The organism is Paenibacillus sp. FSL R7-0204 (assembly GCF_038002225.1).
In the GTDB taxonomy this organism is placed as follows: Bacteria; Bacillota; Bacilli; order Paenibacillales; family Paenibacillaceae; genus Paenibacillus_AQ.
Window position 1 is genome coordinate 5696403 of the sequence record NZ_JBBOCA010000001.1, and the last position, 21112, is coordinate 5717514.

General features: G+C 50.8%; 15 protein-coding genes and 1 riboswitch. Of the genes, 2 read left to right on the forward strand and 13 right to left on the reverse strand.

Translation table 11 applies throughout. The annotated features are described in order from the left end of the window. Positions 1–61 precede the first annotated feature (61 nt). The 7 genes from MKX42_RS24955 to MKX42_RS24985 all read right to left on the reverse strand — a co-directional run bounded on the left by MKX42_RS24955 (position 62) and on the right by MKX42_RS24985 (position 11238). On the reverse strand, positions 62–715 hold the full coding sequence (locus MKX42_RS24955) for a response regulator transcription factor (protein ID WP_340755434.1): 654 nt from the start codon (positions 713–715) through the stop codon (positions 62–64). A 63-nt stretch (positions 716–778) separates the two neighbouring features. Continuing rightward, positions 779–1819, reverse strand: coding sequence for a sensor histidine kinase (locus tag MKX42_RS24960; protein ID WP_340755435.1), 1041 nt, complete (start codon positions 1817–1819; stop codon positions 779–781). Position 1820: 1 nt separating this feature from the next. After that, complete coding sequence (gene liaF / locus MKX42_RS24965; RefSeq protein ID WP_340755436.1) at positions 1821–2900, reverse strand: cell wall-active antibiotics response protein LiaF; 1080 nt, start codon at positions 2898–2900, stop codon at positions 1821–1823. Positions 2901–3166: 266 nt separating this feature from the next. Then, on the reverse strand, positions 3167–3313 hold the full coding sequence (locus tag MKX42_RS24970; protein WP_156949683.1) for a hypothetical protein: 147 nt from the start codon (positions 3311–3313) through the stop codon (positions 3167–3169). 134 nt (positions 3314–3447) lie between these two features. Beyond that, positions 3448–4062: a 3D domain-containing protein gene (locus MKX42_RS24975; RefSeq protein WP_340757803.1), complete on the reverse strand. Its 615-nt coding sequence runs from the start codon at positions 4060–4062 to the stop codon at positions 3448–3450. Positions 4063–4326: 264 nt separating this feature from the next. Beyond that, positions 4327–6264, reverse strand: a complete 1938-nt coding sequence (gene thrS / locus MKX42_RS24980) for a threonine--tRNA ligase (RefSeq protein ID WP_340755437.1) — start codon at positions 6262–6264, stop codon at positions 4327–4329. 576 nt (positions 6265–6840) lie between these two features. Then, positions 6841–11238 carry a bifunctional 2',3'-cyclic-nucleotide 2'-phosphodiesterase/3'-nucleotidase gene (locus MKX42_RS24985; protein WP_340755439.1) on the reverse strand — a complete coding sequence of 1466 codons (4398 nt, stop codon included), beginning with the start codon at positions 11236–11238 and terminating at the stop codon, positions 6841–6843. A gap of 319 nt (positions 11239–11557) precedes the next feature. On the opposite strand from MKX42_RS24985, the gene MKX42_RS24990 reads away from it, so the two are divergent. Then, on the forward strand, positions 11558–12259 hold the full coding sequence (locus MKX42_RS24990) for an HAD family hydrolase (RefSeq protein WP_340755440.1): 702 nt from the start codon (positions 11558–11560) through the stop codon (positions 12257–12259). Positions 12260–12684: 425 nt separating this feature from the next. On the opposite strand, the gene MKX42_RS24995 is transcribed toward MKX42_RS24990, so the two are convergent. The 4 genes from MKX42_RS24995 to metA form a co-directional block, all read right to left on the reverse strand. Next, positions 12685–13287, reverse strand: a complete 603-nt coding sequence (locus MKX42_RS24995) for a hypothetical protein (protein WP_340755442.1) — start codon at positions 13285–13287, stop codon at positions 12685–12687. A gap of 253 nt (positions 13288–13540) precedes the next feature. Continuing rightward, on the reverse strand, positions 13541–14677 hold the full coding sequence (gene mqnC, locus MKX42_RS25000) for a cyclic dehypoxanthinyl futalosine synthase (RefSeq protein ID WP_340755444.1): 1137 nt from the start codon (positions 14675–14677) through the stop codon (positions 13541–13543). Between the two features lie 226 nt (positions 14678–14903). Next, a complete protein-coding gene (locus tag MKX42_RS25005; RefSeq protein WP_036722449.1) occupies positions 14904–16070 on the reverse strand; it encodes an aminotransferase class I/II-fold pyridoxal phosphate-dependent enzyme in 1167 nt (388 codons plus the stop codon). 48 nt (positions 16071–16118) lie between these two features. Then, entirely contained in the window at positions 16119–17036 is a 918-nt protein-coding gene (gene metA / locus MKX42_RS25010) for a homoserine O-acetyltransferase MetA (RefSeq protein ID WP_340755446.1), read from the reverse strand. A 116-nt stretch (positions 17037–17152) separates the two neighbouring features. Continuing rightward, a riboswitch (SAM riboswitch) is annotated at positions 17153–17284 on the reverse strand. A 526-nt stretch (positions 17285–17810) separates the two neighbouring features. Here metA and corA point away from each other — a divergent pair. Then, positions 17811–18746 (forward strand): magnesium/cobalt transporter CorA, encoded by a 936-nt coding sequence (gene corA / locus MKX42_RS25015; protein WP_036696789.1) that lies wholly within the window; start codon positions 17811–17813, stop codon positions 18744–18746. Positions 18747–18917: 171 nt separating this feature from the next. Here corA and MKX42_RS25020 read toward each other — a convergent pair whose 3' ends face one another. Both MKX42_RS25020 and MKX42_RS25025 read right to left on the reverse strand, forming a co-directional pair. Beyond that, entirely contained in the window at positions 18918–19934 is a 1017-nt protein-coding gene (locus MKX42_RS25020; protein ID WP_340755448.1) for an HRDC domain-containing protein, read from the reverse strand. A gap of 167 nt (positions 19935–20101) precedes the next feature. Then, on the reverse strand, positions 20102–20983 hold the full coding sequence (locus tag MKX42_RS25025; protein ID WP_340755449.1) for an ROK family protein: 882 nt from the start codon (positions 20981–20983) through the stop codon (positions 20102–20104). Positions 20984–21112: the final 129 nt, after the last annotated feature.

Here is a 21112-nt window from a genome sequence, read left to right on the forward strand (position 1 = left end):
AGCCTCCTTATCGGTTCAATAGATCATTATAGATTCATCATTCAAAAAACCCTGCAGCTGGCTACCCCTGCGCCCAGCCCTTGCGGTGGGCGTAGATTGCCAGCTGTGTGCGGTCGTCCAGCTCGCATTTCATCAGCAGGTTGCTGACATGGGTCTTCACGGTCTTGATGCTGATATGCAGTTCCTCGCCGATATCCTTATTCGTCTTGCCCTCGGCGATCAGCAGCAGCACTTCCTTCTCCCGCTCGGTCAAGCCGGAGGTGTCGCCCTGGACCGTGCGCTGGCGGATGCCGCGGGTCAGTGCCTGGGACACATCGCCGGTCATCACCGGCATGCCGCGATAGGCGCCTTGGAGAGCGTAGATCAGCTCTTCTGCCGAGACGGTCTTAAGCACGTAGCTGACAGCCCCGGCTTCAATCGCATCAACCACCAGATCATCCTCCAGGAAGCTGGTTAGGATGACAATCTTAAGCCCGGGGAATTCAGCCAGGACCGCGCGGGTGGTCTCAGCTCCGTTCATTACCGGCATCATCAGGTCCATCAGCACCAGATCCGGCAGCGCCTCCTGCCCCAGTTCACGGAGCATCGCCAACGCTTCATGACCGTTGGCTGCTTCTCCGATCACTTCAAACATCGGGTCCAGCATCAGATAGGTTTTGAGGCCCATCCTCACCATATCGTGATCATCTACAAGCAGTACTTTTACGAGACTCATTCTGCACTCCCCCTAACATTATATAAGCATGATACAGCCCCAGCTTCATCCCCGCTGAGCATATCAAGCCTCTTCAGAATCGGCCTCAGTTCCTTGGACAAACTTTGGTATATGTACGCGGATCGTCGTTCCCGCTCCCCTGCGGCTGATAATCTCGACCTGGCCGCCGAGCTTCTCGGCACGCTCACGCATAGTCGTGAGCCCGTAGGAGCCTTGCTTGTGCTGAACATGCTCGAAGCCCTGACCGTCATCGCTGATGCTCAGCACCACCTGGCGCGGCACCTCCCGCAGGGACAGACTGACCACCCGTGCACCGGCATGCTTCACGATATTCGCCATTGATTCCTGAATAATCAGGAACAGCTGATGCTCAATGGCTTCGGACAGCTCACCCTGAAGCTCGAGCTCCTTCACCCCTTTGAGCCCGTTCTGGCGGCAGTAATCCGGGAACCACTTCTCCAGTGCCTCGAACAGATTGCGCCCCTCCAGCTCCACCGGACGCAGCTGTGCGATCAGCGCCCTCATCTGCTTCTGCGCCATCTGGGACATGCTGATCAGTTGATCCATCACCGTCTGCCCATGCTCGGCGCTGCGTTCAAGCACTTTAGGCAGCGAGGAGGCGGACATGTGAATAGCGAACAGCTGCTGGCTCACCGTATCATGCAGATCCCGGGCCATACGCCTGCGCTCTTCCAGTACCGCGCTCTCCGCTGCCTTTTCCTTCTCAATGACTTCCTGTTCCCCGAGCTGCTGGAGCCGCTTCATCTTCTTCTCGACCGTATCCATCATAATGTTGAACTCATGGTAGACGCGTGCAAAAGATTGGTCCTCGCTCTCCGGCATCCGCACCGACATATTCCCTTTGGCCACCTGCAGCATATTCAGATCCAGATGATCGATCCGCCGCTGAATCCGCTGACCGGCGATGTACCCAATGATAACTGTGAATAGTACAATGCCCAGACACAGGTAGATCCACATCCGGGTATCCACCACCTGAATATAGCCCAGGCATGTCCCGGCATACATCAGCCCCGCTGTCACCCCGCCGCTAAGCAGGAAATACACCAGCAGCATCCACTTGGTATTACTGAAGATCCCCATTTTAACCCACCGTTTTAACTTTAACGTCACCGATGAAGCAGCTAACGTTGATACGGACCTTTTTGCCCGATTCCTTGTAATAAGGCGTCTTGCACTGCACATTACTCATGAATCCGCTGCGCGACTGCTCAAGCACCTGCATATCACCGATGAACGAGCTGCCATTCACAGACACACCGAGATCCATATCGTCTGGAATGTATACCTTAATGTCGCCTACAAAAGCAGAGATATTAATCTTTGTCTCGCCGTAAGGAATCTGCGCATTGGTCAGGTCCAGCACCGTATCCCCAATGAACTGCGAAATATTGGTCCGCTTCAGTTGAAAATGCTCCTTGCCCATATGCACATCGCCGATAAAAGCCGAGCGGTTCGTCGCATCCTTATCATTCCCGGAATCCTGGAACTCCTCATGCCATTCGCCATGACGGCGGGCATGCCGTTCCTGACGTTCTTGGCGTCTGCGCTCCTGGCGCTCCTGCTTCTCCTGCCAGCGGGTATCTGCCGAGGCATGCAGCGGGTTACCGTCTGCGTCTTCCTCATTCTTATGCAGATAATCATTCCAGTTCCGGTCCACGCTGCCAGCCGGCTTTCCGAATTTCTGCTCGAACTGCTGATCGAGCGTAGATTCGAGCGGAGCGGGAGGCGCTGTATCCAGCGGACTCTTACCGGGTCCAGGCGGGTAGTAGCCGGGCGGCGAAGGCGGTGCCGGAGGTATTGGCGGAGTGCTCGGCCGCGGTCTGAAGATGACGGATAATCCGCCGCCGATCAGCATGACCGGAATCAGCATTTTGAAGAAGTCGCTTGCAGAATAGTAGAACCAGTCTAAATTCCGTCCCAGGAAAAACACACCGATCGCCAGATATATAAATCCGCCGAGTGTTGCAGAGAATCTTGAACGCTCCTCATCCGGGGCCAAAAACCGTTGTACGCCCATCACGATCAGAATAACCGGCCAATAGGTGGAAATCAGTGAACCCAGACTAAAATCCGTATAGCCCATCTGCCGGAGCAGGAACATTCCCCCCAGACCGATGAGGAGCAGGCCGCCAAGTACCTGGCTGGTGAACCTTCGTTTCATAATGTCATCCTCCTTGTCGTAAATACAACTCTTCCTCTTGAACACTTATAACCTTAGTCTACAGGAAGAATGCGGCAGAGAACAGCGGCGTAAGAAGGAACCGTATCTCAGTCTCCAGACCGAGACAGCTGGAATATTAAGTGATATTATAGCTGCATAAAAGAACCCCACAAACATATAAATTCATTAAAAAAGCTGCCCTCCAGCCCGTAATCCGGACATGGCAGGACAGCTTGTTGCTTCAGGAGCTTACCGGGAACCCAGCATTACTGCTGCGGTTTCTGAGCCGGTTTGGTCATAGAATTGCTGCTTTGCTTAGTCGCACCGTCATTTTCAACAGCGAACTCTGCATTGTATTTTTCATTTGGTGTTTTGAAATTTTCCTGTACCTTTGGTTTCTTGGAATTAGCCACGAGAATCACCTCCCTATTGTATCGGAAGAAGCAAATATTTGCCCCAGTCGATATTATGGGAAGCAGCCCGCTGTATTATGCATGCTCACGTGAAAATAAATTCAAACTCCCGGATTGCCCAGCGAAAGCATCCGCTAAATAGCTTCTTCCAGCAAATATTGCGGAACCGCATTATAAGTCTGAATAGCATGACCAAGACTCTTCAGCATACTTTCTGTGCATTTGCCGTCACCGCGCTTGATCACTTGAACCACGACCGACTTCTTGCCCCATTCCTTGTAGACCTGCTTGGTGGTGCTGAAGTAGAGATCGATCTTGCGTCCTTTGATTGCCGATCCGGTATCGGCCACAATTCCATATCCGTAACCCGGTATATATAAAATACTTCCCAGCGGCAGCACCTTCGGGTCCGCTGCAATCGTGGATACCGCATTTTTGTCCCGCCGTACCTTAACTCCTGAATACGTAATCCCGTACTCCGGGTGCTTCGCGGTCTTGCCTGTGGATTCGTATCCGGCTGTATAGCCGGTCGCCATTACTTTCAGCGAGGTGATAATCTGCTCTGGAGCCGGAGCGGCTACCGGTACCGAGCCGGGTGCTTTGACAGCATTCTTAGGCCTAGCTGCCTGTACCTCTGGCTTAGCAGCCTTGTCCTTGTCTGCGGCATCCGGCTGTACGGCTCTTGAAGAGCCTCCCAGACGGGATGCTGAGCCTGCCTGCTGACGATCAACGGGTGACTGCTTCTGTATGCTGCTTCCATGCTGTACTGCAGTGTCTTCCATCCCTCTCGCCTGAGCCGACTTACGCACGTAATCCGGGAAGATCCCGGCAGCGGTCAGCATAAGGACAATCGTGACGAAAAGACACCAAAACCTCTGGTATAAGCCCATTTTGTTCATTAGTTAAACCCTCCCCATAGTACGAGGGTTTCCCGATTCACAAAACTTTATACATGACACCACACCGTGGCGGTCTCATGAGGCTTATAACAGAGGTTCAGTAAGCAGACTGAATTAGATTACACGTCCGGCAATTTCCTGTGCAAGCGAATCAATGGCTTCCTGCAGCGCCCGGGCACCAATATCCCCTTCACCGCGTTTGCGGATCGACACGCTGCCGGCGTTCATCTCGTTCTCACCGACTACAAACATGTAAGGCAGCTTCTCAAGCTGAGCTTCACGGATCTTATAGCCCATCTTCTCATTGCGTAAGTCCACTTCCGCACGGATTCCGCTGCGCAGCAGCTTCGCTTCCACTTCCTTCGCATACTCGTCGAAGGCTGACGATACTGGAATAATCTTCACCTGCTGCGGGGACAGCCAGAGCGGCAGTGAACCGGCAAAGTTCTCCAGCAGGAAGGCTACGAACCGTTCCATGGTTCCCAGAATCCCGCGGTGCAGGACAACCGGACGGTGCTTCTGGCCGTCATCGCCGACATATTCCAGCTCAAAGCGCTCCGGCAGCAGGAAGTCAATCTGTACGGTCGAGAGTGTCTCTTCTTTGCCGAGTACAGTCTTAATCTGCACATCAAGCTTCGGACCATAGAAGGCCGCTTCGCCTTCGGCTTCGTAGAACGGCAGACCGGCTTCTTCAACTACCTCACGCAGCATGCGCTGTGCTGTCTCCCACATCTCGTCGTTGGCATAATATTTCTCAGTATCCTTAGGATCACGATAGGACAGGCGGAACCGGTAATCTTCAATACCGAAGTCACTGTATACCTGCTTAATCAATTCCAGCACGCGGATGAACTCGCTCTTGATTTGGTCCAGACGGCAGAAGATATGCGAGTCATTCAGCGTCATGGAACGCACACGATGCAGACCTGTCAAGGCTCCCGACATTTCATAACGGTGCTGAATCCCAAGCTCGGCAATACGGATCGGCAGATCGCGGTAGCTGTGCATCGAGCTCTTGTAGATCATCATGTGGTGCGGGCAGTTCATCGGGCGCAGCACGAACTCTTCGTTATCGATAGTCATCTTAGGGAACATATCTTCCTGATAGTGCTCCCAGTGCCCGGAAGTCTTGTACAGCTCTACGTTCCCCAGCACCGGAGTGTAGACATGCTGGTATCCTAGGCTCGCTTCCAGATCCACAATATAACGCTCCAGAATGCTGCGCAGCTTCGCGCCCTTAGGCAGCCAGATCGGCAGACCTTGTCCAACTAACTGGTTGAAAGTAAAAATTTCCAGCTCCTTGCCCAGCTTCCGGTGGTCGCGCTTCTTCGCTTCCTCCAGCAGGCGCAGATGCTCATCCAGCTGAGCCTTCTTGATCCAGGCTGTGCCGTATACACGCTGCAGCATCTTATTCTTGCTGTCTCCGCGCCAGTAGGCCCCGGCCACATTCATCAGCTTGAATACCTTGATCTTGGCCGTAGACGGCAAATGCGGGCCACGGCAAAGGTCGAAGAATTCGCCCTGCTCATAAATTGTGATTACACTGTCTTCCGGCAGGGCTTCAATCAGCTCCAGCTTGTAAGGATCACCCAGCTCGCCGAAGCGCTCCAGTGCTTCTCCCCGGCTGACCTCATGGCGGACAATCGGCAGATTCTCCGAGACAATGCGGTCCATTTCCTTCTCGATCTTCAGCAGATCCTCGGGATTGAGCGGATGCTCCAGATCCATGTCATAATAGAAGCCGTCTTCGATCACAGGACCGACTCCAAGCTTCACTTCCTTGGTTCCGAACAGGCGTCTTACCGCCTGCGCCATGAGGTGAGCTGTACTGTGGCGCATCACTTCAAGACCTTCCGGCGAATCAAGCGTTACGATCTCTACCAGATCGCCTTCCTGCAGCGGTGTTGACAGGTCTACGACAATCCCGTTGAGCTTGCCTGCTGCGGCGTTCTTGCGCAGTCCGCTGCTGATAGAGGCGGCTACATCATCAATGCTGCTGCCGTCTGCGTATTCCCGGACCGATCCGTCCGGAAGCTTAATATTTACTGACATGATTACTTCCTCCTAAGGTTTGTTGGGCTATACTTCCTCGAACTCTTCATACACACTCACTTCGCAAGCCTAAGCCTGCAAGCGGCTATCACTCATAGCTTCTGCACACAAAAAACACCCGTCCCGCAAAGGGACGAGTGATTGCACCCGTGATTCCACCCAAATTCGATCTATCCTGGCAGCCGCCGCTTATACTTCAGCTTCACTGCAGAATATAATCCTTCGTTAGCATGGGGATAACGGCCATGAACCGGCGGTTCTTACTATCCGTTAAGGTTCCGGAGTACGGAAGCAATCAGGAGTTCATAACCGCAGCTACAAAGGGGTAAACCAACAGCCGGTACCGGAGGAAGTTGCAGCCTGAGGCTTCCTCTCTCTGAAACGGTCCAAAGCAAGTGGTTCGTATCTTTGTCAACGCTGATAACATGAATTAAGGCAATTATAAATCTCAGCTTATCTTCCGTCAAGCGCAAAACGGCTGTCTGGCCTAAGTCCAGAGAAGGCCCGTGCTATTTCAGCACGGGCCCTCCTCTGATTGATTATCATTTCATGATTACATGATGATGAAACTTTAACTTATGAAGCTTTGTTCTCCAGCATACGGAAGATAATGACCGCAGCCTGGGCACGGTTGGCCATGCTCTTCGGTGCGAACTGCTTGGCATCCACACCGTTGACGATACCCATCTGAGTCAGCTGTGCCACTGCCTGCTGGGCGTAAGGGGCAATCTTGGCCTTATCCGTGAATTTGTTCAACGTTGCAGCATCAACCGGCTGCAGCTGACCCTTAAGGGCATTCGCGATCATAATCGCCATTTCCTCACGGGTAATCTCACGGCCCGGCTCGAATTTACCGTTGCCAGAGCCTTTTACAAGACCTGCATTCACAGCCGCAGCAATCGTATCCGTGTACCAGACTCCATGCTTCACATCGCTGAATTTCGCAGGTGAAGCCGTATTGCCAAGTTCAAGCGAACGAACGAGCATTGTAACGAATTCAGCGCGGGTCACACTTTGGATGGGCGCAAAGTTCGTGCCGTCCATCCCTTTGATAATGCCTTTGGCTGCCAGTGCATTAATGGCATCTGCGGCCCAGGCTACCTTGCCCAGATCCTTGAAGGCTACAGCAGGTACAGCCGGGCTTGGCATTGGAGCTGCCGTTGCGGCCGGTGTAGCCGAAGGAGCCGGACTTGGAGTGGCCGAAGGCGAAGCCGTTGGCTTCGGTGTTGCAGTTGTAACCGGTCCAGGGTTACCAGGGTTCGGATTAGAGCTAGGACTTGGGCTCGGAGTAACCGTTCCAGGGTCTTTCTCAACATTGGTGATCCGGCCTTCAATGGAAGCCGTGATCGCGCCGCCTTTGAATGTGTCCCTAATATATTCATAGAATACATCCAGGTCAATCGGTCCGGCCAGCGAGGCGCTTGCCTCAGTCAATACCTTGTAATTATCGCCGCCCGAAGCCATGAAGTTATTGACTACAGCCGTGTAGCTCTTCGACATTTCAATAGGTGTTCCGTCTGTCTTCGTCAGGTTAGCCACACGTTCTGCAACTGGCAGATACATGTTAGCTGTATATTTCAGACCTGAGATTTGCAGGGTCTTCGTGTCTGCCGTGCCGTCAGCTTTAACTGCCCATTGCTGCTGCAGCAGAGTCTTGATCTGCTGTCCGGTCAGCGTCAGCTTCACCAGCGTGTTGCCGAACGGCTGGATCTTCGCCAGATCTCCGAACGCTACATTGCCTTTCGGAAGATCCGCACGGATGCCGCCCGGGTTCATGAAGGCGAAGTCAGCAGGATCTTTCTCGCCCTCTTTGAAAATAGCATGACGCATAGCATCCGCAATCAGGTTACCCAATGCTGATTCTTTAGTGTAGGCATCTGTACGGGTAATTGTACCGTCAGTAGTTCCTACAGGCTTGGTCAGTTCAGGGTGCAGATTCAGATAGTAGTCCACCAACGCCTTAGTTTCGGCATCCGGTGCGATTTTACTCTGAACCGTGTTCGTTACAGTAGCTGTTTTACTCTTCACTGTACCTGTAACTCCGTCAATCACCAGCTTGATGTCTTCAAAAGCCGTTCCGTAAGAGTAAGCCTGAACGATCAGCTTACCGTTCACCGTATCATTGGCATAGCCATGATTATCTCCGGCTACGATAACATCAACCGGGGAATTGGCAGGAAGCGCATTAGCCAGATCTACAGCTTCGCCGGTAGATACATTCTTTTTGGTAACTGGATCAGTCTTGGTTGTTGCCGGATCATGGGCAAGCACCACGATCGTCTTGACGCCTTGGGCATTCAGCTCGGCTGCATATTTCTCAATCGCCGCGACTTCTTCCCCGGCACTCAGGAATTTCACACCGGCTGTACCGGCTGGCGATACTTTGCTTGGCGTTGCTTTGGTCACCACTCCGATGAAGCCGATCTTCACGCCGCCAACTTCTTTTACAACATAAGGGGTGATAATAGGTTTACCAGTAGTGCTGTCTACTGCGTTGGCGTTGATATAATCGAAATCTGCACCATTATGGACGACTTTCTCGTTCTTAGGGTCCTTGCCGCCATAGATTTGAGCCTTCATAGCCTCAACACCTTGGTCAAACTCATGGTTCCCCAGGGTGCCGACGTCGAATTTCATGAGATTCATCCATTCCATCGTAGGCTTGTCGCGTTCCATCGAAGATACCGGAGCGGATGCGCCCACAGAGTCGCCGTTGTGGAACAGCAGTGAATTCTCATATTTGGCACGGGCTTCCTTCAAATAAGCAGCAAGTGTTGCCGCTGTGCCTACTGCTTCCCCGTTCACCACCGAGGTAGTGTCCAGTTGGCCGTGGAAGTCATTAATGCCCAGCAGATGGACTTCAACATCTCCCGTTGGGGTTGGTGCGGATTTTTTCAGGTCAAGGTTGTAGATCTCAAAACCTCTTACATCTTTAGTATCCGTGGTTGTAATATTTGCAGGAGCGACCGCTGCTGCTCTAGGTGAAGACGGGAATGTTACAGTAACATTGCCTTCAATAGGTGCAATCGACCAGTTGTTGTCTGCGGTAGGATCGACTTTTCCCGCTTCCTTGATGTAATCCATCAGTACCTGGCGGTTCTCCATCTGGGAATCAATAATCATGTTAGCGCCTTTGACGCCCGGGAAGTTCCCGCCGCCGCTGGCACGGTAATTGTTGGTAACGACCACGAAGTCCTGATCCAGATCCAGTGGCTTGTCGCCATAAGTAATAGAGGTTACCCGGCTGGAGGACTGATCGTTGATGCTGCCATCCGGCTTGTACTTCGCATTGCGGGTCACGTCGATTGTATACTTGATCCCGTCAATAACATCGAAATTGAATACAGCAAATGCTGAATTTAAAAGCGGTTGAGGCGTGGAGATGGATGGCTTGATGCGGTTGAACGCCCCTGCGCTCATCTCTACCCATTCTTTGACGGTCGAACCTTTAACTACAATAGCCTTCAGCGTGTTGTCATACAGATACAGATCGCTTGCACTGGCAATCGTAAGGTCGCCTTTCTTGATGTCTGTGTATTCATCAGGGCCGTTGCGTCCAGCCTTGAACGGTGCACCGACGCTCAGGATCGGCAGGTTTCTATAACCGGCCAGATTCTCGTTCGTATGAATCAAGTTAGATACATACTGCTGCTGGGCATAGGTTACGATCTGGACTGTCGGATCATCCTGCACCATAGCAAAATAGCTGTTCATCGGCGCAGATGTTACACCAAGCGGTTGATTCACGTATTTAATAGTTGCTTCATGTGCCGCTCCAGCAAGATCATCAATAGCGGTGTCAACGGCAGCGCCAGCAATAGAGCGCGTAGAAGCCTTGGAGGCTGCTTTGTTTACTGTCCACTTGCCGCTGCTGTTCTGGGCGATTTTCAGATCAATAAGACCCAGGTAACCCCCGCCATAGCCAGCTTGAACTGCCGGAGTTCCATTAATGTGTCCGTTGGCATTATCTACCTTGGCTAAATCATTATCATAAGGTTTATTGGTGGACGGATCTTTGAAGGAAGCATCCAGCTTGCTGTCATCCCCGTTCGTCGGGAATACCTTGTGGGTATGCGAGAAGGTAATGGCATCAATGCCCTCAACCTTGCTCAGCAGGTTAATGACATTCTCTGCATTTTCACCAGAGGCAGCCGCATCGAACCCCGAATGCGTCATGGCGACGATAACATCGACACCTTTACCCTTCATTTCTGGAACAAACTTCTTCGCCGTTTCCACAATATCCTTAGCAGTTACCCTGCCCTCCAGGTTTACCTTATCCCACTCCATAATCTGCGGTGTAACCAGACCCAGAAGGCCAACTTTAATGGTAACTGTGTTGCCGTTGCTATCCTTTACCTCTTTATCAATGATTTTATAAGGTTGAAACGTATTATTATTATCGGATACATTATAAATATTTGCATTCACATAAGGGAACTTCGCTCCCGTAGACTCCTTATAAGTTGCGCTGCTTACATTGCCTTTAACTGTCCGGTCCAGATAATCCAAACCATAATTGAATTCATGATTGCCGAAGGTTGCTGTATCATAGCCCATGAGGTTCATAGCTGCGATGATCGGATGAATCTGGTCTTCACTTTCCCTGAAATCAGACACTTGGGCCATATACGTTCCCAGCGGTGTTCCTTGAATTAAATCGCCGTTATCCAGCAAAAGGTTGTATTTCCCCTCTGCTTCACTGCGCGCAGTCTTTACTAAGGTTGAAGTACGGTCCAGACCTACAGTCGCGGAGGCGGCACCCTTGAAATAGTCCCATCCATATACGTTCGTATGAACATCAGTGGTGCTCATCAAACGTAAATTAATGGTTCCCGGATTAATCACCGGAGAAGCCTCAGCCTTTCCTGCCGCCAGCACAGGAACATTAAATACTCCGCCCAGCATCTGTGCTGTCAGAACTGTGGTAGCCAATAAAGAAGCTATCGGCTTGTTCCATCTTCTCTCTCCCATAAATCTAATTTCCTCCCTGTGATTGCTAGATTGTTCTACTACTGCCCGAAAAATTGTATCATAGCCCCTACCTATGAATCTATCAAATTACATTAACTCTTATAAATTGTTGTGTAAAATATCACATTAATTCAGCTATTTTTGTAAAATATAACGATTAAATTTTACAATTAAGTGAAGAATCAAGTGAACAAAGCTTAAAAAAACAATTCAATTGAACTCCGCCTGTTGAACAAGTTAAATAGGAAATAAAAACAGATTACTTACTCTTTTATAAATAGATTTTTACAATATCATAGGATTTATAGGGGGAGTTGAAATGACTATACAAAAACCTGTACGTGGTATATTTCTCGACCTTGGCTGGACGATTTTCCGCCCTGCAACAGGTGATTGGAGGATAACATTAAAAGCGTTGGAATACATAAATCCGCAAATACTAGGGTCAATACCACAAGAACAATTCAATACGGCAATTTCAAAAGCAAATGAGCACCTCAAAAATGAAGTTTACAAAACTGAAGATGAGGAGCTTGAAAGGTATACCAAATACTATAAAACAATGGCTGAAGGGTTACCTGAAATTCACATTACCAACGAACAAGCTGAAATCATTGCGTATGATAGAGTGTATAACGATGCTAATTATGTTTTTTTGGATCATACAAAGCAAACCATTGAAGTCCTGAGCGCAAAGTATAAGATTGGAGTTATTTCAGATACCGACCCGTCGGTCAAAAGAGTTCTTAAAAATGCCGGTATGTATAATTATTTTGATAATATGACACTTAGTTTTGAACTTGGAGAAAACAAACCTAATCCCGGCATGTTCAGCCATGCACTTGATGCGATGCATCTGCCGGCAACAGAAACAATATTTGTCGATGATTATGAACAGAACTTAGTTGGTGCATCAGCTCTGGGTATACAATCAGTATTAGTCCTGTCAAGACCGAATTCTCAAGCAAGCACAAGGTATCTAAACATCAAAAAGCTAGCCGATTTATTATTGTACTTATAAAAGACAAATAACGCTTATCCATAACTAATCCTCGCCTTACGGATTAATATTGAATAAGCGTTATTGTTGATATTGTAAAAATAACGGGGTAAACACCACAAGATGTGTAGCTGATACCCTTTATTTTACCCTTGAAGTATTTACCCTATGTTTGGTGTACCCGTTCTTAGTTCTGCATCACAAAATCATTGTCGATCTTCGCATTCGCATCATCGAACACCCGCAGGATGTCGTAGCGCGTGTTGCGCTGCGCTGGATCTTGCCTGCTTAATCTGTCCAATTGCATAAGTTCCCTCGTGGGTTTGGATGACGGCACGGATTTGTTTTATATCTTCATTGTTTCATATACCACAACCGTGGCTTCCCCTACCGCTTGACTTGACGTTAATGTGATGTGCCCCAACCTCTTGAGAAACTATCAACATTTAGGCTTCAACGAAATTCCAAGCACCGAACCGCTCCCTAAATAATTTTATTTGCTTATTCCAGTAAGTTGCATCTGTTACTTGCAGTGGTATTATCTCAACAGGTAAATTCAATTCAGATGCATACTCTATGTAACCCCAACGGAACCCAAGAATATATCCAACGGTATCATTATTTGATCTATGAGGCATAGTTGTTAAAAATGTGTCGGCTACCCATTTTAATCGAGAGTTGTCTCCAATGTTATTATTGGGTGGATCATATATTTCGGGTAGGTTTCCATATGAATAAAAAGGGACTCCACAATTTCTCATATTCTGTGATACATCTACATCAAATTCTACTACTTCAGTATTATTCATTTTAGTTTGAAAGTCTGTAATTAGCTGTATCCATCCAAAACATGACCTAATCCCTGAACCCTCATAATGAATCTTAGCATGCATAGAGGGGAAACCAACACAACGAGCGACATCAAAATTCCGTATTGTATCAAGACCTGTCTTAACAGGGTCACTAATTGGCTCATAATTTACCTCAACAATTCCACTTCGATCTAAATGAATAAATGGGATCTGGGTTTGAACAGTTAAATTAGTCAAATATTCGCTACCCCTTTCTTTTGCCCATTATTATCAAAGAAAGATTGCCCGCTTTCTTCCCCGAGTATCTCTTCCAGACGTCAAAAAACGCTTATCCAGAACTAATCCCTCCATTCGGATTATTATTGAACAAGCGTTATAGTTGAACATGTAAAATTAACGGGGTAAATACTACAAGATGTGTAGTACATACCCGCTACTTTATCCTTGATGTATTTACCCCATTATGCCAAAAGCACCCTATAGCTAGCCTCTAGTTCTGCATCACAAAATCATTGTCAATCTTCGCATTCGCATCCTCGAACGTCCGCAGAATGTCATAGCGCGTGTTGCGCTGCGCCGGGATCTTGCCCGCTTCGCGGATGAGCTGGGTGATGGACTCAATGTTGACCTTGTAGGTCGCGCCCGCCGAGGAGACTACGTTCTCCTCGATCATCGTGCTGCCGAAGTCATTGCAGCCGTATTGCAGGGAGAGCTTGCCTACTTCAGGCCCCATCGTTACCCAGGAGGACTGGAAGTTCTTGATATTGTCCAGCACCAGGCGGCTGATGGCTACGGTCTTCAGATACTCCTCCGGGGTCTGGCGGTCCAGCTTCAGGTTCGTATTATCCGGCTGGAAGGTCCAGGAGATGAACGCCAGGAAGCCTTCGGAATCATATTTGTTCGCAATACATTCGTCCTGGGCTTCACGGACACGAAGCAGATGCAGCGCCCGTTCTTCCATAGTCTCACCCAGACCAATGACCATCGTGGCCGTTGTATTCATGCCGATCCGGTGTGCGGTCTGCATGACGTCCATCCACTCGCGCCAGGAGCCCTTGAGCCGGCTGATCTTGCGGCGGGTGCGGTCATCGAGAATCTCTGCGCCACCGCCGGGCAGGGAATCGAGGCCTGCAGCATGAATCTCACGCATGACCTGTTCCAGCGGCAGGCCGGAGACCTCCACCATTTTCATAATCTCCGCCGGTGAGAAGGAGTGCATGGTAATCTCCGGGAACCGCTGCTTGATGCCGCGCAGAATATCTGTATAGTAGCTGAACGGCAGATTCGGATTCGTGCCGCCCTGCATCAGAATTTCGGTTCCGTTCACGCTCATGGTCTCAGCAATCTTCTGATAGATTGTCTCATCGGGAAGCACATAGCCTTCCTCCGAACCGGGTCTGCGGTAGAAGGCGCAGAAGCGGCAATAGACATCACATACATTGGTGTAGTTAATGTTGCGGCCGATGACGAATGTCGTCACCGGCTCCGGGTGCCAGCGCTTCATAATAATATCTGCGGCAGCGCCCATTTTCTCAATTTCATTGCTCTCGAACAATGTGACCGTATCTTCTAACTGAAGACGTTCACCCTTCAGTGCCTTATCCAGTATAAGATCGACTGCACTCACTGTTGACGGCCTCCTCTTCATCTATGAAGTCTATGAGATAAATACAATTTGAAATAAAAATAGTCCGTTCTCCCATCGTATCACAATCGGCTGTTCTTGAAAAATGTTTCGCTGAGCAGAACCGATAATTGACCTTGTCCCAGGCAAAAGTAAACAGCAGCGCCCAAAGGCACTGCTGCTTGTATGTTCTGCGGTTGCTGCACAGCCTGGCGGGTCCGGCGGTGCCTTATTCCAGCTCGCTCCGGGCGGCCTCCAGGGCCTGTCCCAGATCAGCAATCAGATCATCTACATGCTCTATGCCGACAGAGAAACGCAGCAGCCTGTCATCCACGCCTACGGCATCGCGAATTTCAGCCGGAATATCGGCATGAGTCTGTATCGCCGGATAGGTCATCAGCGATTCAACGCCGCCCAGACTCTCGGCGAAGGCGATCAGCTTGATATGGCGGAGCAGCGGCTCCACATAGCTGGCCTCTTTTACCTTGAAGGAGAAGATTCCGGTGTTGCCGGAGGACTGGCGGTTCTGAATGGCATAGCCCGGATGGTCCGGCAGGCCCGGGTGGAAGACCTCGGCAATCGCCGGATGCTCCTGCAGATAACGGGCAATAGCCAGGGCGTTGCTCTCATGCCGCTCCATGCGCAGGGCGAGGGTCTTCATGCCCTTCATCAGCTGGTAGCTGTCGTTCGGCGCGAGAACCGCTCCCAGGGAGTTATGCAGGACAGCCATTTCAGCCGACAGTTCTGCGCCCTTGGTCACGATCAGCCCCGCCAGCACATCGTTATGCCCGCCCAGATACTTAGTCGCACTGTGAACCACGATATCTGCTCCAAGCTCCAGCGGGCGCTGGAAGAACGGGGTCAGCAGCGTATTATCTACAATCGTGAGCAGCCCGTGACGGCGGGCCCAGGTACATACGGCTTCGACATCCGTTATCATCATCAGCGGGTTGGTTGGCGTCTCAATGAATACGGCTTTTGTGCCCGGCTGGCGGGCCGCTTCCAGTCCATCCAGATCGTTCGTATCTACATAGGAGGCACTGATGCCATATTTGGAGAGAATCCGTTCCAGCAGCCGGTAAGTACCGCCGTACAGGTCGAGCGATACAATGAGATGGTCCCCTTGTCCAAACAAGGTGAACACTGTAGTCAGTGCCGCCATACCGGAGGCACAGGCGAAGCCGGCATCCCCGGATTCCAGGGCCGCTGCCGCTTCCTCTAGAACAGAGCGGGTAGGATTTTTGGTGCGAATGTAGTCAAAGCCTGTACTCTGCCCCAGTCGCGGATGACGGAAGGCCGTCGCATGATAAATCGGGTAATTAATGGCCCCGGTGGCGGGGTCCTCCATCGAACCAATCTGTGCCAGTCTGCTCTCAATTCTCAGTTTCTCATCCATCTCCATTGCCTCCTGATTAATTACTTCTATTAAGAATAAGTCAACCTCTTAGATAAATGCCCCGATATCGTAAGGAGTCTCCTGGTATACATAGTAATTGAGCCAATTAGCGAATAATAAGTTGGCATGGGCGCGCCAGACTGCCGGCGGAGTACCCGTCGGATCATCCTTGGGATAATAGTGCTTCGGCAGGGCAACCTCCATCCCCTTGGCGATATCCCGGTCGTACTCCCATTTCAGCGAGAAGGGATCATATTCCGAATGTCCGGTGACAAAAATCTGCTTCCCGTCATGCGTAGCCACCAGGTACACCCCGGCTTCCTCGGATTCTGCCAGAATCTGCAGCTCCGGGTTCTGCTCAATATCTTCACGGGAGACGTCAGTATGGCGGGAATGCGGAACATGGAACACTTCATCGAAGCCGCGCAGCAGCTTAACATTATTATGGCTAATCGTATGTGGAAACACTCCAAAGCATTTATCCGGCAGACTCACCTTGCGCACGCCAAAGTGATGATACAGCCCTGCCTGCGCCGCCCAACAGATGTGCATGGTCGAGGTTACATTCTGCTTGCTCCACTCAAAAATTACTTTCAGCTCTTCCCAGTAGTTGACATCCTCGAATTCCAGTTGTTCTACGGGAGCGCCGGTTACAATCAAGCCGTCGAACCGGCGGTGGCTGATCTCATCAAAGGTTTTGTAAAAGCTCTTCAAATGCTCTGCCGAAGTATTCTTCGACGTATGGGAGCTGGGGTGCAGCAGAACAACATCCACCTGAAGCGGGGAATTCCCGATAAGGCGCAGCAGCTGGGTCTCAGTAGTTTCTTTGGTAGGCATCAGATTCAGGATGGCGATCCGCAGAGGACGGATATCCTGATGGAAGGCCTGGCTTTCATCCATTACAAAAATATTCTCACCGGATAACACTTCTTTGGCCGGCAGGCTGTCGGGAATTTTGATAGGCATTGCTGTTCACTCCTTAACTGAAATGGGGTTCCACTTGGTGGTTAGTACTGAAGCAGGGTAGCGAAAAAAGACCTTTCCCGGGCGAGAAAGGTCATATCATGCAGTCATATGCGCCTCTCTCATCTGCCAGAGAACTTCCGCCGGACGAATAACGCCCTGCAAAGCTTCCGCAAGAATTAGCACCGTGCGTTCACACGCCGGTTGCCGGGTTTCATCGGGCTAGTCCCTCCACCTGCTCTTGATAAGATTTAGCTGTATTCAGTTGAATAACCTTAAGCATCTGAAAGATGCTTTTTCTTAAATTTCACTTTAAATCATGAACCTCCTTTTCGTCAAGTCCATACAATGCTGAAGGGGCCTTATGACAGAAAACAATTTCTCTTGTAAGAGCCATATCCCGGCGTTATACTAGACAAGTGTTTCAACCAAGTGGAAACGGCTTTGCCGTCCCTTTAAAGGACGGTACCGTTTCAGCGAGAAATATAAGGATAAGGTATCGTGTGAAACCTATACATTCTTATATTTCAAAATAAACGGCGAAAAGAAGAGGTGAGAGAACAATGGAAGGCGACCCGGGCTCGCGAATAAGCGTGCAGAATGAACAACCACACAGGATTAACATCAGCTTGCCGGCGGCGGGAGCCCTTTTTCTTCATGCTCTCGGACCGTCTTTTGGCCTTCATCCATGATAGTACCACCGGCCAAGCTGATTTTTTCCGTGTGCTGAAATTAGCATACCCCTGGAGAAGACCAGGGACATAAGGAGTGAATCAGATGAAAATCCGGCTGGTGAATGCAGGGGTTTTTACGCCTATTGACAATATTGAAGAAACTTTAACCGCCCCTGCCGAGGGGTTCTACTGGATTGATGCCGATGTGGAGGACCTTGTAGAGCTTCAGCCTATATACGGCCTGCATGATCTGGCTGTGGAAGACTGTCTAAGCGAAGAGGATCAGCGTCCGAAGCTGGAGATTTATGAGAGTCATTATTTCATCGTGGTGAACAGCATCCGGTTCGATGATGAAGAAATTTTCCTCCGTGCGCTCAACGTGTTCCTTGGCAGACATTATATTATTACCGTTACGAAGCAGAAGATCCATGAGCTGCGCGTCCTGAAGCCCGTACTGTGGGAACAGGAGGTCAGTACGCCTGACCGCTTCCTGTATCTGCTGATCGACCTCGTTGTCGACAACTTCTTCTCGGTCGGTGACCGGATTGAAGCGCGGATCGAGAAGCTGGAGGAAGACATCCTCATGCATACCAAGAAATCGCATCTGAGCGAGATCATCGGTCTGCGCAGTGAGATTCTCTGGCTGAAGAAGATGCTCGGCCCGCAGAAGGAAGTTATCAACACGCTCAACAAAAAGGATCTCCGCCTGATCGACGATCAGCTGCAGAAGTATTTCAGCGATATCTATGAGAATGCGGTCAAGATCTCTGAAACCTTCGAAACGTACCGCGATCTCATGGGCAACTTACGCGAAGCTTATCAGTCCAGTATTGCGAACCGCGCCAATGAAATCATGCGTGTATTTACGGCAATTACCACCATATTCATGCCGCTGACCGTGATTACCGGGATCTACGGCATGAACTTTGACAATATCCCGGAGATCCACACCGAGTACGGCTACTATGGCGTCATTGCCGTCATGGTGACGCTAGGCTGCGGAATGCTCATTATCTTCCGTAAGAAGGAGTGGCTATGAAGCAGGGCGGACGAATACGAAGGACGAAGGCACCGTATACCCGGCTATTCCGGGACCCGGGGAGCCTTCGTCTTGTTGCTGTGTCACCAGTATGTAATGCGTCTGCGCCGATCAGGAGCTCCGGTTACCAGGACCGCAGATTGGGAGTGATGCAGGCCGTCAGTCCCCCACTTACAAAGGGGCAGCCATTCCAAGCGCCGCCGGATGCTCCCGCCGGAAGCGGATGCGGATCAGCCGCAGGCGTTCATAATACAGATCAAGTCCGTCAGCAGGTACGAAGTTGTCACCGTAGGCTTTGTAGAGAACAGGCTTCAGGAAGTTGTCGCCGATCAGTTCATAGGCTGTCCAAATATTGTTCTGCTCTTCGGAGCTCACTCCGCCCAGCTCCAGGGCAATGAGCTTCTCGGCCGAATAGCCGTCCTTCTCCAGCTCTTCCAATACTTCAAGCACTTCACGGCGGGAAACTCCGCTAAGTGCCCTGAGCTGCTCCATCCCTTGCCCCTCCTCGATCCCCTGTAATAGAACGCGCCGCAGTCTCAGCCGCTCCAGCTGCTTCTTGTACTTAAGCTCCTTCTGCTTATAGTGCCAGGATACGAAGCTCTCTTCGTCTATGGCATGATTCACCCAGCTTAGCGGAAAATCATGCTCACGCTCAGCCGCCGCGGTGATGCTAAGCCAGTCTGCACCATACTGTGAGACTTTGCCTTCTCCCACACCCGGAAGCTGCAGCAGCTCTTCCTCCGTACGGGGAAGAAATGCGCTGATCATGCGCAGCAGACGGTTGCTGGCCAGGATATAAGGTGCCTTCCGCTCACTGGAGGCCTTCCCCCTGCGCCAGGAGCACAGCTCCTCGAAGATGGCTTCATTCCCGTATTGCTCACTGAAATACTGCAGCTTAAGCTGCTCCTGGCTGCGGATGCTGAGGTTATCCTCGTCATGAAATACCCCGTCAATCAGCGGGCGGTAGCCATCCCCCATCTTCACGGCAAGCTCGTGCCGGTATACACACAGCATCTCATTCCATGATCCGCCTTCATACCACAGGCTGTCGCCCGTCTCCTGTTCCCCGGAGAAATCACGCCAGCCCAGACGCCACTGCCCCTCTTCCTCTCCAATCCATAGCTGAGCAAAAATCTCTTCGTCCACTCCTGATCTTTTGCACAAACGGTTCATGAATACGATTTGCATATGAATCCCTACTTTCGTCGTCTTACAGTACGCATGACATATTTGAACGCAAAAAAGCACCTCTCCCACGACATTCGTGAAAGAGGTGCTTCCTCTTAAATGCTATACTGTTAGAAACTAGAATACCATATATTACGTAACAGTCAATGCCTTTTTGACAGGATAGCCTACTTGCGGTCCAAAGCCAGCTTGGCCAGACCCAGTGCGCCCGACAGACCGGCGTTATCTCCAAGCTGCGGAGGCACAATATAGCTGCCAATCTGTTCATTAAGCGCCGGATGCTGAACATATCCGCCGAGCAGCTCCTGCAGCTTGGTATGGATCAGCGGGAAGAGCTGGCTCTGCTTCATCACACCGCCGCCCATTACGATCTTCTGCGGCGAGAGGATGAGCACATAGTTCATAAGCGCATGGGCCAGATAGTGGGCCTCCATCGCCCAAGCCGGATGATCCGCAGGCAGCTCGCCCGCCGGCTTCCCCCAGCGCTTGCCAATGGCCGGACCTGCTGCCAGACCCTCCAGGCAATCGCCGTGATACGGGCAAAAACCTTCGTAGTGGTCCTCAGGATGACGACGGACCAGAATATGACCCATCTCCGGGTGGGACAGCCCGTGAACCAGCTTCCCGCCCACCACAGCACCGGCACCGATCCCAGTGCCCACCGTGATATAGAGGCAGCTATCCAGACCTTGCGCTGCTCCCCAGGTGTATTCACCCAGCGCCGCGCCGTTTACATCCGTATCAAAGCCGATTGGAACGTGGAATTGCTCCTCCACGGCTCCCACCAGATTATACCCGCCCCAATGCGGCTTCGGTGTGGTTGTAATATATCCATAGGTGGGGCTTCCAATCACGGGATCAATCGGTCCGAATGAACCGATGCCGATAGCCTCCACAGCTTTTCCGCTGAAATAATCCATTACCTGGCTCATAGTCTCCTGAGGAGTGGCAGTCGGAAAGCTCGCCCGGTCGATAATCGTCCCGTCCTCATTCCCGATACCGCATACAAACTTCGTTCCTCCTGCTTCAATCGCTCCCAACAATTTCACTGCAGCGTTCCCCCTTCTCCTGATGCATCCATATGCTGTTGCTTCTATTAACCTTCGATAGTTTCCTGCGCTGGAACTTGCCGTTTGATCAGCCCGGGCGCGGTAATAAAGCGTTCTCTTGTCCTATTA